Here is a 13,648-nt window from a genome sequence, read left to right on the forward strand (position 1 = left end):
ACTGCTCCCTCTGGCGACGAAAACACCAACACCGCGCCCAGCAATGCCATTACAAGGCCCGCGGTCACGTCCCACAAACGCGACTGTAGTACTAGGCGACCGGTGCCGGGCCCCGGGACGGGTCAGGCCGGGGCGGGGTCAGTGCAGCTCGTCGTGGTGGATCCGCTCGCCTGAGCTGCCGCAGGGGTTCCCCGCTCCCGCTCCATTGTTTGGCGATGATCTCGGCGGCTATGGAGATGGCGGTTTCCTCGGGCGTACGGGCACCCAGGTCCAGCCCCACCGGACTATGCAGCCGGGACAGCTCATCGACGCCGAGTCCTGCCGCTCGCAGGCGGGCGATCCGGTCCTCGTGGGTCCGCCGGGATCCCATGGCCCCGATGAATGCCATGGGGCTGCCGCGCAGAGCTACTTCCAGCAACGGGATATCGAACTTCGGATCATGCGTCAGGACACACAGCACGGTCCGCTCGTCCACGAGACCCTTCTCGAACTGCCCGGACAGATAGCGGTGCGGCCACGCGTTGACGACGTCGGCCACGTCCGGGAAGCGCGCGGGAGTGGCGAAGATCGCCCTGGCATCGCACACCGTGACGCGGTAACCCAGGAACGTTCCCAGCCGGGCCAGTGCCGAGGCGAAGTCGATCGCCCCGAAGACCAGCATCCGCGGCGGCGGGGCGTAGCTGGCGAAGAAGACGCGCATCCCGGAGTCCGCCGGCGACGTGGTCCCTGACGGCGTCCAGTTCCGCGAAACTCTGCCGGGGGACCGGCTCGACGAAGATGTCGATGATCCCGCCGCAGGTCAAGCCGACGGCGTAGGCATCGTCGTCGCTGATCCCGTAGCGCACCAGGACCGGTGTGCCTTCCGCTTTGACCCGGGTGGCCAGCTCGAACACGGCGCCCTCAACGCAGCCGCCGGAAACCGAACCGACGGCTTCGCCCTCCGCGGTGACAACCATGGCTGCCCCGGGGAGCCGCGGGGCGGACATGAACGTGCTCACAACGGTGGCCAGGCCGGCGGTGCTGCCCTTCTGCCAGCCCGGCATTATTGCCGCGAGCACATCACGCACTGGCGGCCCTAAGCTTCCCGTACATTTTGATCACCCGGAAGGCCGACCGCCGGCCCGCCCAATAGGCCACGCAGGCCACCACCGCCACGATGGCCAGGACCTTCCCGGGGCTGGCGAGCTGGTCCGCGGCGATGCCTTTCGCGAGGCTCAGCGCGTCCAGGCTGCCGGCGGCGCCGGGTGCGGTGGACGGCGTCGTCGTGGTTGGCGTCGCGGAAGAGGCAGAGGCAGAGACGGGCTCAGCGGCGGCGGCCGCGGCCTCTGCAGCGGAAGCGGACGCCGCGACATCGGCAGGGGCGGGCGGGGATGCCGGCGCTGCCGCTGCCACCGGGGCCGGCTCCGCGAGCATGGCCTGCAGGTTGCTGGCGAAAAGTGCCATCATCTGTTCGGTGACGCTGCCGATCACGCCCTTGCCCATCGCGGCAGCCTTGCCGGAGAGCGCGATGTCGGCGTTGACCGTTCCCTTCGTGGTGCCGCCGGCCTCTTCGGCCAGGGACAGCGTCACCGTAGCCTCGGCGGTGCCCTGGCCGCGGGTCTCCTGCGCCTTCCCACCGAGGACGGCCCGGTGCTCGGCGGCGTTGCGCTCGACGACGTTCAGGAGGCCTTTGTACTGCATGTTCACCGGGCCCAGCTTCACGGTCATGCCGGCCTGATAGGCGTCGTCGGAGAGTTTGTTGAGGATCCGGGCGCCGGGCACGCAGCCCGCCACGCGTTCGAAGTCCATCAGGGTGTCCCAGACCTTGTCGATCGGTGCCACTACCGAGAATGTGCTGTCAATCTGCATTAGCCCGTCCTTTTCTCAAGTGCTATCTGGCCGTCGCCGCGGATTGCGGCTGCCACCTCCGTCAATGCCGAGTAGCTGTGTCCGCTCACGAAGGCATCGCAGTGCGGCAGCGCCGCCGCCATGCCGCCCACCAACGGCTCGTAGCCGGGAGCCGCCTTGCGCGGGTTCACCCAGACGATCCGGTATGCCAGACGCCGGAGCCGGGCCATCTGCGCCGCGACCTGGTCCGGATCCTCCTGGGCCCAGCCGTCCGAGAAGATCACCACCACCGCACCGCGCGCCAGTCCGCGGCGGCCGTGGTCGTCCACGAAGCGGCGGAGACTCTCGGCGATCCGGGTGCCTCCGGCCCAGTCGGGGGCGGCAGCGGCGGCCCGGGCCAGGGCCTCGTCCGGGTCGCGCAGCGACAGTTGCCGGGTGAGCCGGGTCAGGCGCGTGGAGAACACGAACGCCTCGGCTCCGGCAGTGGCCACCGCGCCCTGCACCAGCGACACGAAGATCCGTGCGTACGGTTCCATCGAGGCCGAGACGTCGCACAGCATCACCAGTTTGCGCCGTTGCTCACGACGTCGGGCGTACAGCAGCCGGGTGGTGCCGGAGCCGGAACGCCGGGCCGCCCGGACCGTGGCGCGGACGTCCAGCCGGGCGCTGCTGTGGGCAGACTTGCGGGTGCGGCGGCTCAGCCGTGTCGGCGTCGCGAGCAGCAGCCGGGAAGCCAGCCGCCTGACCGCGAGGACCTCCTCGGGGGAGAGTTCCGCGAAGGCCGTAGCGTGCAGGTGTTCCTCCGCCGAGGCCATGGCCAGCAGGGCTTCCCGCCCGGCCGGATCCCGGTCCCCGGAGCTGTCCGGCCCGGCCGAGGCAAGCGCCGGAAGGGGCTGCTGCCGGTCGGGGGCGGCCCGGGTAGCGCGGTTGTCGGCGGGGGAGGGCCTCGTGCGGGCTTCGCCGGGACCGGCCGGCGGCGCAGCAGCCGGCGCCCCGGGCCAGGGAAGCTGGGCGGGGGAGGGCCTCGTGCGGGCTTCGCCGGGACCGGCCGGCGGCGCAGCAGCCGGCGCCCCGGGCCAGGGAAGCTGGGCGGCGGGGTCGAAACCGCCGCTGAACACGGCGGAGAAGACGGCGTCGAACACCGGGAGCTGTTCGCGCGCGGACACCAGCACCACCCGGGACGTCCAGTAGAGCTTTTCGACGTCGCTCGGAGGGACTAGCCGGAGGGCCTCCGCCAGCCGGACCGCGCGGTCCGGCGAGCAGGAGAGCCCCGCGCGGCGCAGCGCGGTGATGAAGGCAGCAGAAAGGATGGCTGCCTCCACCGTCGGGAGCACTGTGGCCTCAGCCACCGGTGCCCGCCACGAGCCAGTCCGCCCCGCGGGTGCCCACCAGCTCCAGGTCATCCCTGTTCTTGACAATCGAGCCCCAGGTCCGCTCCGCCGTCGTAGCGTCGATGCGGTCGATGCCCAGCACGGCGAGGGCGGACACCCAGTCGATGGCCTCCGAGATTCCCGGGGGCTTGGCCAGGTCCAGGCCGCGCAGCTTCGTGATGACAGCCGCGGCCTGCAGCGCCAGCGGGCCGCTGCTGGCCGGCACCCGGCGGCGCACGATCTCTGCGATCCGGTCCTGTCCGGGGTAGTCGATCCAGTGGTACAGGCAGCGGCGGGTGAGGGCATCGTGCAGGTCCCGGGTCCGGTTGGAGGTCAGGATCACGATCGGCGGATGGGTGGCCCGGATGGTGCCGAGCTCCGGGATGCTGACCGCGGCCTCGGCCAGCAGCTCGAAGGTGAACGCTTCGAACTCGGCGTCGGCTCGGTCTATCTCATCCAGCAGCAGCACCGCCGGGCGTGGGCCGGGATGCTCGATCGCCTGGAGCAGCGGCCGGCGCAGCAGGTACTCCGGGCCGAACAGATCGGCTTCGGTGACGGAGGCGTCGTGAACCTCGGCCAGCCGGATCCCCAGGAGCTGCCGCTGGTGGTTCCACTCGTAGAGGGCCTCACCGGCGTCGATCCCCTCGTAACACTGCAGCCGAAACAGCGGCGTATCGAGGAGCCCTGCCAGGGCTTTCGCCGCCTCGGTTTTGCCGACGCCGGCCTCACCCTCCAACAGAATGGGCTGTGGCAGCCGGACGGCGAGGAACAGCGCGGTGGCCAGCCCGACGTCGGCGAGGTAGTCGTTCATGTCCAGCGCCGCCATCAGCGCAGGCACATCGGGAACCCTTTCCCGCACGTCCTCCGCCGCGCCGGTGCGCGCCGCCGTGTTCACGGCGCCGTCTCCAGCCCGGCCAGGATCCGGCGGTAGTCCTCTTCCGTATCGACGTCCGGAGGGACGGGGCCGGGCACGGTGAGCTCGACGACGTCGTCCGCCCGCTGCTCCAGCAGCTTCCAGACCGCCTTGTCGCCGTGCAAAGCCGACAGTTCGGGCAGGAACGCCTTGGAAAATGCCAGGGGATGGCCCAGGCCATTGTCGTAGCGGCACACGGCGATGCCCGGCCGGGCCGGCGCCGGCCCGGTGGAGAGCATCTCACGGAGCGCCCGCACGTTGGCGGTCCGGACCCCCGGCTGGTCCCCGAGCAGGAGGACCAGGGTATCGGTGTCCGGGTGCAGCACGGCCATTCCCGCGGCGATCGAGGAGGAACAGCCTTCGCCGAAGTCGGGGTTGACCACAATGTCGCAGCCGTCCGTGTCGACGGTGCGCCGCACCTCCGCGGCCGAGCCGCCCAGCGCCAGTACCGTCTGATCGAAGCCGCAGTCCCGGCGGTGGCAAGGACGGCGTCGAGCAGTACGCCCCGGCCGTAGGGCAGCAACTGCTTGGGCCGGCCGAGGCGACGGGATCCACCGGCCGCCAGGATCAGGCCGGCAGACCTCGGTATCGAGGGTGACCGCTCAGGTGCTGCGGGCATAGCGCTCCGGATCCTTGCGGAAAGCGGCACGGCAGCCGGGCGAACAGAAGTACACGGTGGTCCCGTTGTGCACAACGTGCAGCGAGGACTCCGTGGCGGCGACGGTCATCCCGCAGACCGGGTCGACCGCGGTGGCTGGGGCCGATTCAGCTGGGGCCGATTCAGCTGGGGCCGCTTCAGGCCGGGCAGCGGGTGCAGCGGGCGCAGCGGGTGGTGCGCCGTGCCGGGCCTTGGCCCGTTCCTGGATGAGTTGGGCGAGAATCGACAGCGCGATCTCGCCGGGGGACCGGGCCCCAAGCTGCAGCCCGGCCGGGGTGAAGACACGCGAGCGCTGTTCCGGGTCGATCTCGAGGGACTCCAGCACCGCTGCGCCCCGCGACTCGCTGGCCACCAGCGCAACATAGGGAACACCGGCCCGCAGGGCTGCCTCGAGGGCGACCTCCTCGGCCTTGCCATGGGAGGCAACGATCAGTGCCGCATCATCTGCCCGGGGCGACGCCGATTCCCCGTCGGTGAGTTCCACGGCCAGCCCGACGCCGGTACCGAGTGACTCGAGCGCCTGGGCTACCGGCGTCGTGCCGACCACCACGACCCGGGGCGCGGGGATGCGCGGCTGCAGGAAGATCTCGATCGCCCCGCCGCTGAGGCACGGGTTGGAGACCTCGACGGCGCCCTCCTCAACGTTGCGGGACGGTTCGCCCGGGACCACGCGCAGCAGGAGCGGCTCCCCGGACGCGAGCACCTGGCGGCTGTATTCCCGCACGGATGCTTCGACGCAGTTTCCGCCGACAAATCCCTGGATCTCACCGGAGGGCAGGACCAGGGCCGTATCCCCGGCATGGGCGCTGGTGGGCCGCTGGGCGCGGACCACAGTGGCGTGCACGAACGGCTCACGGCGGGAGGCGAGGTCAGTCGCCCGGGCCGTGAGGGACTCTGCGGTCGGCGTCATGTCAGATCGGCGGCCTGGCGCGGCCCTGCATGGCGGCCCAGACCCGGGCCGGGGTGCACGGCATGTCCATGTGCACCACCCCGTAGGGCGCCAGCGCGTCGACCACCGCGTTCACGATCGCCGGCGGCGAGCCGACTGTGGCGGACTCACCGATGCCTTTCGCGCCGATGGGGTGGTGCGGGGAGGGGGTGACGGTGAACCCGGTCTCCCAGTCCGGCACCTCCATGGCGGTAGGGATCAGGTAGTCCATGAACGACCCGCCGAGGCAGTTGCCGTCGGCGTCGAACTCGATGATCTCCATCAGGGCCATCCCGACGCCGTCGGTCAGCCCGCCGTGCACCTGGCCTTCGATGATCATCGGGTTGATGCGGGTGCCGCAGTCGTCCACCGCGATGAAGCGCCGCACCTTCACATGCCCGGTGCCGGGATCGATGTCGACCACACAGATATAGGCGCCGAACGGGAAGGTCAGGTTCGGTGGATCGTAGGTCACCTCGGCGTCGAGGTTCCCGTCGACCCCCTCGGGCAGGGCCACCGTGCCGTGCGCGCCAAAGGCGATCTCGGCGATGGTCTTCCCCACGCCGGGGTCGCCTTTGACGAACCAGCGGCCCTTCTCCCACTCGAGGTCCTCGGGCCGGGTCTCCAGCATGGCGGCCGCGATCAGCTTCGCCTTTTCGCGGATCTTCCGCGCCACGAGGGCGACGGCGCCGCCGCTGACAGGCGTCGAGCGGCTCCCGTAGGTGCCAAGCCCGAACGGTGTCTGGTCCGTGTCGCCGTGGACGACGTCGATGTCCTCCGGCGGGATGCCGAGCTCCTCGGCGACGATCTGGGCGAAGGTGGTCTCGTGGCCCTGGCCCTGGCTTTGCACCGAGAGCCTGACGACGGCCTTACCGGTGGGGTGGACGCGAAGCTCGGCGCCGTCGGCCATGCCGAGGCCTACGATGTCGAAGTGCTTGCGGGGCCCGGCGCCCACGGTCTCCGTGAAGAAGGCGACGCCGATCCCCATCAGCTCACCGCGCCCGCGCTTCTCTTTCTGTTCGCGCCGGAGCTCGTCGTAGCCGGCCATCTGCATGGACAGCCGCATGGCGGGCTCGTAGTTGCCCGAGTCGTAGACCCAGCCGGTCTTGTTGGCATAGGGGAACTGTTCCGGCTTGATGAAGTTCTTGAGCCTCAGTTCGGCCGGATCCATCTCCAGCTTGCGGGCCAGGATGTCCACCATCCGCTCCACGAGGTAGACGGCCTCGGTAACGCGGAAGGAACAGGCATAGGCGACGCCGCCCGGGGCCTTGTTCGTATAGACGCCCGTGACGCTGCAGTAGGCGGCCAACAAGTCATAGCTGCCGGTAAAGATGGAGAAGAAGCCGGCGGGGTTCTTGGTGGGCTGGGCCGTGGCGTTGAACGCGCCATGGTCGGCCAGCACATTGGTCCGTAACGCGAGGATTTTGCCATCCCTGGTGGCCGCGATCTCGCCCTGCATAATGTAGTCGCGGGCGAAGGACGTGGACATCAGGTTCTCCGAGCGGTCCTCCACCCACTTCACCGGCCGCCCGGTGACGATCGAGCCGACGACGGCGAGGATGTAACCGGGGTAGATGCCAACCTTGTTGCCGAAGCCGCCGCCGATATCGGGGGACACCACGCGGATCTTGTGCTCCGGGATCCCGGCGACGATCGCGAACAGGGTCCGGTGCGCGTGCGGGGCCTGGGTGGTTTCGTAGAGCGTCAGCTTCCCGTCGATCGGGTCGAAGTCCGCGATGGCCCCGCAGGTTTCCATCGGGGCCGGATGGACGCGGGGGTAGACGATCTCCTGGCTGACGACGACGTCGGCGCTCGCGAAGACGGCCTCGGTTTCGGCCTTGTCTCCCATTTCCCAGTCGAAGATGTGGTTGTCCGTCCGGCCCTCGATCTCGTCGCGGATCACGGGGGCGTCGGCGTCGAGAGCCCTGCGGGCATCAATCACCGGGGCCAGGACGTCGTATTCAACCTCGATCAGCTCCAGCGCGTCACGGGCGGCGTAGCGGTCCTCGGCCACGACGAACGCGACCTCCTGCCCCTGGAACCGGACCTTGTCCGTCACCAGCACGGCCTGGACATCCGCGGAGAGGGTGGGGGCCCAGGCGAGTTTGAGGCCAAGCAGGTCCTGTCCGGTGATGACGGCAAGGACTTTCGGATGCGCCAGGGCGTTGGTGGGGTCGATCGAGACGAGCCGGGCGTGCGCCACAGGAGCGCGCAGGATGGCGCCGTGCAGCATGCCGGGCAGGACGATGTCGTCCAGGTAGTGGCCCTTTCCGCGGACGAAACGCGGGTCTTCCTTGCGCTGGATCCGGCCGTAGCCGATGGGGCGGTCCTCGTCGCCGGCCGCCGGGTTGCTCGGCCGTTCATGGAGGACGGTCATGCCTTCACCTCTGCGCTCGCGGTGTCTGCGTCTTCTGTGCTGCCGCCGGCCGGGTGGTTCGCTGCCCACTGCACGGAGCGGACGATCGTGGCGTAGCCGGTGCACCGGCAGATCTGTCCCGAAATGGCCTGCCGGATCTCGGTGGTATCCGGATGCGGATTCTTGTCCAGCAGGGCGCGGGCGGTCAGCATCATGCCGGGGGTGCAGAAGCCGCATTGCAGCCCGTGTTCCTCCATAAAGCCTTGCTGGACGGGGTCCAGCGTTGCCCCGCTGGCGAGCCCTTCGACGGTGCGGATCTCGTGCCCGGCGGCCATGGCGGCGAGCACGGTGCAGGATTTCACCGGCTGCCCGTCCATCAGGACCACACAGATCCCGCAGTTGGTGGTGTCGCAGCCCCAGTGGGTGCCGGTCAGTCCGAGGACCTCGCGGATGCAGTGGACGAGGAGTACGCGGGGTTCAATATCGTTCGTCACATCGTTGCCGTTCACGGTCATACTGATCTGCATCCGCTTCAGCCTTCCTGCGTCTGGGCGGCGCGGATGCAGGCAAGCCGCAATACCCGCCGGGTGAGTTCGTCGGCGAGATGCCGTTTGTAGTCGATCGGGCCGCGCTGGTCGTCCACCGGATCGCAGGCCGCCGCCGCAAGCCGTCCGGCCTCAACGAACAGCTCCTCGGCGGGCCGGTGACCCCGGAGTACTCCGGCGGCCTCCGCAACGGTGTGGTCCAGGCCGAGGGCGGTGAGCCCGACGGCGGCGCCGGAAACCGTGCCGTCCCCGGCGAGGGTGACGGCGGCGCCGGCCGCGCCGACAGCCCAGTCGCCAACACGGCGTTCAACCTTCTCGTAAGCGCTGCCCGAGCGGGACTGGATGGGGAAGCGGAGCTCGCACAGCAGCTCGTCCTGACCAACCGCCGTCTCATAGGGGCCGCGGTGGAACTCGGCCATGGACAAGATGCGCTCGCCGCCTGCTCCGCGGATGACTGCCTCCGCCCCAAGGACGTCGCACACCGTGGACAGGTCCTCGGCCGGGTCAGCCTGGCACAGTGAGCCCTCGATCGTTCCGCGGTTGCGGACCACCGGATCCGCAATGACCTGTTCGGCGTCCCGGACGATGGGGAAGAGCCCGGCGACCTCGTCCGACTCCAGCAGTGTGGTGTGGCGGGTCATGGCACCGATCCGCAGCGTGTCGCCGTCGCGGAGGATGAAGTCAAGTTCATACAGGTCGTTGATGTCGATCAGCCACTCAGGCCGGGCGAGCCGGAGCTTCATCATCGGCAGGAGGCTGTGGCCGCCGGCGACGACCCTGGACTCCGCGCCATGGCGCGAAAGGAGTTCAAGCGCGTTGTCCACAGATGTGGCCCGCACATAGTCGAACGGAGCCGGAATCTGCATTGTCCCTACCTCACTCCAAGGCGCCGGCAACGTCGCGCAGCACCGATTTGACGCAAGTCTTGCGCCGCCTGATGCGGAGTGTCGACATCGTCATAAGCGAAAGGTTATGACGCCGTGTCAATGACACTGAGCCAGCTCCGTACGTTCGCACTGGTGGCCAGGCTGGGTTCTCTTCACGCGGCTGCGGAGGCGCTCGGCGTCAGTGAGCCGGCCGTGTCCTCCGCCCTGGCAGCGCTCCGGCTGGACCTCGGTGACCCGATCTTCGTCCGCGCCGCTGGCGGGATTGCCCTGACGCCCGGCGGCCGGGCCCTGGCCGTCTACGCCCAGGACATCGTCGGGCTGGCGGATCAGGCCCGCTCGGAGGTTGCCAACGCCAAGAACGACGCCGGGCAGCTCAAGATTGCCGCCACCCCGACCTTCGCCGAGCACGCTGCCGGCCGGCTGCTGGACCTCTTCACCACGCGGCTCCCCGGAGTTGTCGTTGACGTCGTCGTCGAGTCTCCGCAGGACCTCGCCTCCCTCCTGCATGAGCGCGCCTACGACATCGAACTGGGCGCGCGGCCGACGACGCCCGCCGGCACTGCCGTGACTGAGTTCCGCCTGGAATCCGCGGCGTTCCTGCGCTACCAGCGTGCTTTCGTCGCGGCGCCGGCCGATCCGCTGGGACGACTGCACGGACCGGTTGCTGTGACGCAACTGCTGGCCCGGCCGTGGTTTGCCGGGCCGGCCGGGATCCAGGACAGCACCGAGGAGGGCCGCTGGCTGGCGTCGATGGCGGTGGCGCCGGACATTATCCGGCTTAGCAGCGAGACCGATGCACTTGCCGCCGTGCGGGCGGGGGAGGGCATCATGCTGGCGCTCGGCCACATTGTCCGCGCAGAAATCCAGAGCGGTACCCTGGTCCGGCTCCCCGTCGTCGGGACACCTGTGTCAGGCCTGTGGTGGGCCAGCACACTGGACCACCGCCGCGCCGCCACAATGGCGCAGACGCTGAAGCGCTTCGTCGGTACCGCCGACGCGACTGCGGCCATGGTCGCCCCGGGAGGCTCGCGCGGACTCCAGCGCCGGGGCTCGAAGTTCCACGTCGCGCTGTGGAGCAAGTGAGGGTATCTGTTTCCTTCTGTCCCGCTGCCCGGTGCCGTGTTGTCCGGTGTCGCGTTGCAGAACGCCCGCGTCGGTGCTACCCCTAGAGTGATAGACGATCGAATAACGCCCCCTACGAAGAGGACTCGCTATGACTTTGCCCCGGGATGAAGACAGCTCGCTGCGGCTCTGGAGCAGCAGACTGATCCAGGCGTTGCAGATTCTTGATCTGGAAGTCGACCATGAGAAGATCGTCCAGGTCGCTGAGGAATCTGTTAAAGCTGTCGGGCCGCACGCGGATGCCATCAGCGCGTTCATCGTCGGCTACGCCGCAGGCACCGCCTCCACGAACGGCCGCAAGGGCACCAAGGAAGCCGTTCACGCCGCGTCCAACAAGGTCCTTGAGCTGTGCGAACACGGCGAATCCGGCGGCCCCGATGAAAAGGGCTGGGCCAAGAGGGCCCAGTAGCAGGCCACGCGGCGCCGGACCGGATCTCGCCGCCCGCAATCTCGCCGCCCGCACGTGGAACTCCGGGGGACATGTCCTGCCTGGGTCGCGGGGATGGACATGGTGGCACAATGTCCGCCGGCCGCGGCCGGGACGGGACATGTCCCCCCGGGGTCTGCGCAGCAATGTGCGCTACCGCAAGTGGGCCGCCCCTGAGGTTGCGGTCGCGGAGCTGTCCGGGGTCTGGTCCGGGCTGGCTTTCAGCCGGACAATGACCGCCTTGGAAACCGGGGTGTTGCTGCCTTCGGCCGTGTGGTTCAGCGGCACCAGCACGTTGGCCTCGGGGTAGTAGGCGGCCGCGCAGCCGCGGGCAGTCGGGTAGGAGACCACCCGGAACTTGCGGAGTACCCGCTCGACGCCGTCCTTGTACTCGCCGAGGATGTCCACGAACAAGCCGTCGGCCAGGCCCAGCTCTGCGATATCCTCCGGATTCACAAACACCACGTGGCGGCCCTTCTTGATGCCCCGGTAGCGGTCGTTGTGGCCGTAGATTGTCGTATTGAACTGGTCGTGGGAGCGCATGCTCTGCAGGATAAGCGTGCCCTCGGGCTTCTCTACATGCTCCAGTTCGTTGACGGTGAGTACGGCCTTGCCGGTGGGGGTCGGGAAAGTACGTGAATCCCGGGGACCGTTCGCCAGGATGAACCCGCCCTCCTGCCGGATCCGTTCGTTGTAGTTTTCACAGCCGCCCACAACCCGTGAGATGTGGTCCCTGATGAGGTCGTAGTTCTTCTCATAGCCGTCCCAATCGGCCTTGATCCTGTTCCCGACGACGGCCTTGCCGAGGCGGCTGACGATCGCCGGCTCGGACAGCAGTTGGTGCGAGACAGGCTCAACGGTGCCCCGGGAGGGGTGGACGGCGCAGACCGTGTCCTCCACGGAGACGAACTGCTCGCCCGACTCCTGGATATCGATCTCGGTCCGGCCCATCGTGGGCAGGATCAGGGCTTCCGTGCCGGTCACCGTGTGGGACCGGTTGAGCTTCGTGGAGATCTGGACGGACAACTCGGTGTTCGGCATCGCAGCCTCGGTGGCGTTGGTGTCCGAAACAGCGCCGACGAAGTTTCCGCCAAGCGCCACGAAGGCCTTGATCCCGCCGTCGCGCATTTTGTTGATGGTCTCCACCGCGTCGACGCCGTGTTCGCGGGGCGGCTCGAAGTCGAATTCCGCGCCGAGGGCCTCCATGAAGGACTGCGGCATCTGCTCCCAGATGCCCATGGTGCGGTCGCCCTGGACGTTGCTGTGGCCGCGGATGGGGGAGGCGCCCGCACCTGGCTTGCCGATGTTGCCGCGCAGCAGGAGCAGGTTGATGATCTCCTTGATGGTGGCCACGCCCTTTTTCTGCTGCGTAATGCCCATGGCCCAGGTGATGATCACCTTGTCGGCCTTAAGATAGCGGGCGGCGAGCTCATCGATGTCCTCGGCGCGCAGCCCCGTCGCTTTCAGCACTGCCTGTTCGTCCAGTTGGCTGAGGTGCTCCTTGAGCTCTGCCAGGCCCTCGCAGTGCTCGGCCAGAAAGGCGTGGTCCAGCACAGTCCCCGGGTTCCGGTCCTCGGCGTCGAGGACGCGCTTGGAGAGGGCCTGCAGCAGGGCCATGTCACCGCCGATGCGGATGTGCAGGAACTGATCTGCGATCTCCGTGCCGCGGCCGATGATGCCCTTGACTTTTTGCGGGTTTTTGTACCGGCGCAGGCCCGCCTCCGGGAGCGGATTGACGGCTACTATCTCGCCGCCGTTCTCTTTGCATGCCTCAAGCTCGGTGAGCATACGCGGGTGGTTGGTGCCGGGGTTCTGGCCCATGACAATAATCAGGTCAGCTTTGGCGTAGTCGTCAAAGGAGACGGTGGCCTTGCCGATGCCGATGGTCTGGCCCATCCCCCAGCCCGAGGATTCGTGGCACATATTGGAGCAGTCCGGGAGATTGTTGGTACCGTAGCCGCGGACCAGCAGCTGGTACAGGAAAGCGGCCTCGTTGGAGGTCCTGCCGCTCGTGTAGAAGGCTGCCTCGTCGGGGGAGTCCAGACCGGCGAGTTTGTCCGCGATGATGCGGATCGCCTCGTCCCAGCTGACCGGCTTGTAGTGGTCCCCGCCTGCGGGCTTGAAGACGGGCTCTGTGAGCCGGCCCTGCATGCCCAGCCAATACTCGGAGCGGGTGCGCAGTTCCGTGACCGAATGCTCCGCCCAGAAAGCCGCGGGGACGAGGACCGGCGTCGCTTCCCAGGTGACGGCCTTGGCTCCGTTCTCGCAGAACTCAAACGCCTTGCGGTGGTCCGGGTCCGGCCACGCACAGCTGGGGCAGTCGAAGCCGTCCTTCTGGTTCATCGCCAGGACGGTCTTGCGCGTGCGGTTCAAGCCCATGTGTTCGATCGCGGGCTTCATGGAGTGCAGGACACCCGGGATGCCGGCGGCCCAGTCCTTTGGGCCGTCTCCCACGACGAGGTCTCTTTCGTCGTTTTCCTCAACCTGCGGATTCTTACGGGTCACGTGAACTTCCCTTCTGCGGACACACGGGGGATGGATGGTGCGCCTATCTGCCACTACGCACTTTACCGTCAGGCCTGATACAGGCCTATCAGCTCCGCCGGAGTGCCGCA

10 protein-coding genes and 2 pseudogenes are annotated in these 13,648 nt (G+C 68.5%); 2 read left to right on the forward strand and 10 right to left on the reverse strand.

The features are described 5' to 3' along the window. Window positions 1–138: 138 nt before the first annotated feature. The 9 genes and pseudogenes from RCH07_RS14790 to RCH07_RS14830 form a co-directional block, all read right to left on the reverse strand. Window positions 139–1,067: pseudogene (locus RCH07_RS14790) on the reverse strand (XdhC family protein). Next, a complete protein-coding gene (locus RCH07_RS14795; protein WP_326968244.1) occupies window positions 1,060–1,848 on the reverse strand; it encodes an SRPBCC family protein in 789 nt (262 codons plus the stop codon). Before RCH07_RS14795 ends, RCH07_RS14790 begins: the two are co-directional and overlap by 8 nt. Continuing rightward, window positions 1,848–3,176 (reverse strand): vWA domain-containing protein, encoded by a 1,329-nt coding sequence (locus RCH07_RS14800; protein WP_326968245.1) that lies wholly within the window; start codon window positions 3,174–3,176, stop codon window positions 1,848–1,850. The genes RCH07_RS14795 and RCH07_RS14800 overlap by 1 nt, the downstream gene beginning before the upstream one ends. Beyond that, window positions 3,169–4,092 carry an AAA family ATPase gene (locus tag RCH07_RS14805; protein ID WP_326968246.1) on the reverse strand — a complete coding sequence of 308 codons (924 nt, stop codon included), beginning with the start codon at window positions 4,090–4,092 and terminating at the stop codon, window positions 3,169–3,171. Before RCH07_RS14805 ends, RCH07_RS14800 begins: the two co-directional genes overlap by 8 nt. Next, window positions 4,089–4,729 (reverse strand): annotated as a pseudogene (locus RCH07_RS14810) (nucleotidyltransferase family protein). Before RCH07_RS14810 ends, RCH07_RS14805 begins: the two are co-directional and overlap by 4 nt. Beyond that, entirely contained in the window at window positions 4,713–5,678 is a 966-nt protein-coding gene (locus tag RCH07_RS14815) for an XdhC family protein (RefSeq protein ID WP_326968248.1), read from the reverse strand. The pseudogene RCH07_RS14810 and the gene RCH07_RS14815 overlap by 17 nt, the downstream one beginning before the upstream one ends. Window position 5,679: 1 nt before the next feature. After that, the gene (locus RCH07_RS14820; protein WP_326968249.1) at window positions 5,680–8,073 is read right to left on the reverse strand and encodes an aerobic carbon-monoxide dehydrogenase large subunit; all 2,394 of its coding nucleotides are present in this window, start codon (window positions 8,071–8,073) and stop codon (window positions 5,680–5,682) included. Further along, a complete protein-coding gene (locus RCH07_RS14825) occupies window positions 8,070–8,579 on the reverse strand; it encodes a (2Fe-2S)-binding protein (protein ID WP_326968250.1) in 510 nt (169 codons plus the stop codon). Before RCH07_RS14825 ends, RCH07_RS14820 begins: the two co-directional genes overlap by 4 nt. Window positions 8,580–8,584: 5 nt before the next feature. After that, a complete protein-coding gene (locus tag RCH07_RS14830; protein ID WP_326968251.1) occupies window positions 8,585–9,463 on the reverse strand; it encodes an FAD binding domain-containing protein in 879 nt (292 codons plus the stop codon). Window positions 9,464–9,583: 120 nt separating this feature from the next. Between RCH07_RS14830 and RCH07_RS14835 the strand changes: the two genes are divergently transcribed. Both RCH07_RS14835 and RCH07_RS14840 read left to right on the forward strand, forming a co-directional pair. Next, complete coding sequence (locus RCH07_RS14835) at window positions 9,584–10,567, forward strand: LysR family transcriptional regulator (protein WP_326968272.1); 984 nt, start codon at window positions 9,584–9,586, stop codon at window positions 10,565–10,567. Window positions 10,568–10,697: 130 nt separating this feature from the next. Further along, window positions 10,698–11,015, forward strand: coding sequence for a DUF6457 domain-containing protein (locus RCH07_RS14840; protein WP_326968252.1), 318 nt, complete (start codon window positions 10,698–10,700; stop codon window positions 11,013–11,015). A gap of 171 nt (window positions 11,016–11,186) precedes the next feature. Here RCH07_RS14840 and RCH07_RS14845 read toward each other — a convergent pair whose 3' ends face one another. Further along, complete coding sequence (locus tag RCH07_RS14845) at window positions 11,187–13,538, reverse strand: FdhF/YdeP family oxidoreductase (protein WP_326968253.1); 2,352 nt, start codon at window positions 13,536–13,538, stop codon at window positions 11,187–11,189. Between the last annotated feature and the right edge of the window lie 110 nt (window positions 13,539–13,648).

The sequence above is a fragment of the Arthrobacter sp. CG_A4 genome, from assembly GCF_035985125.1.
Taxonomy (GTDB): Bacteria; Actinomycetota; Actinomycetes; order Actinomycetales; family Micrococcaceae; genus Arthrobacter.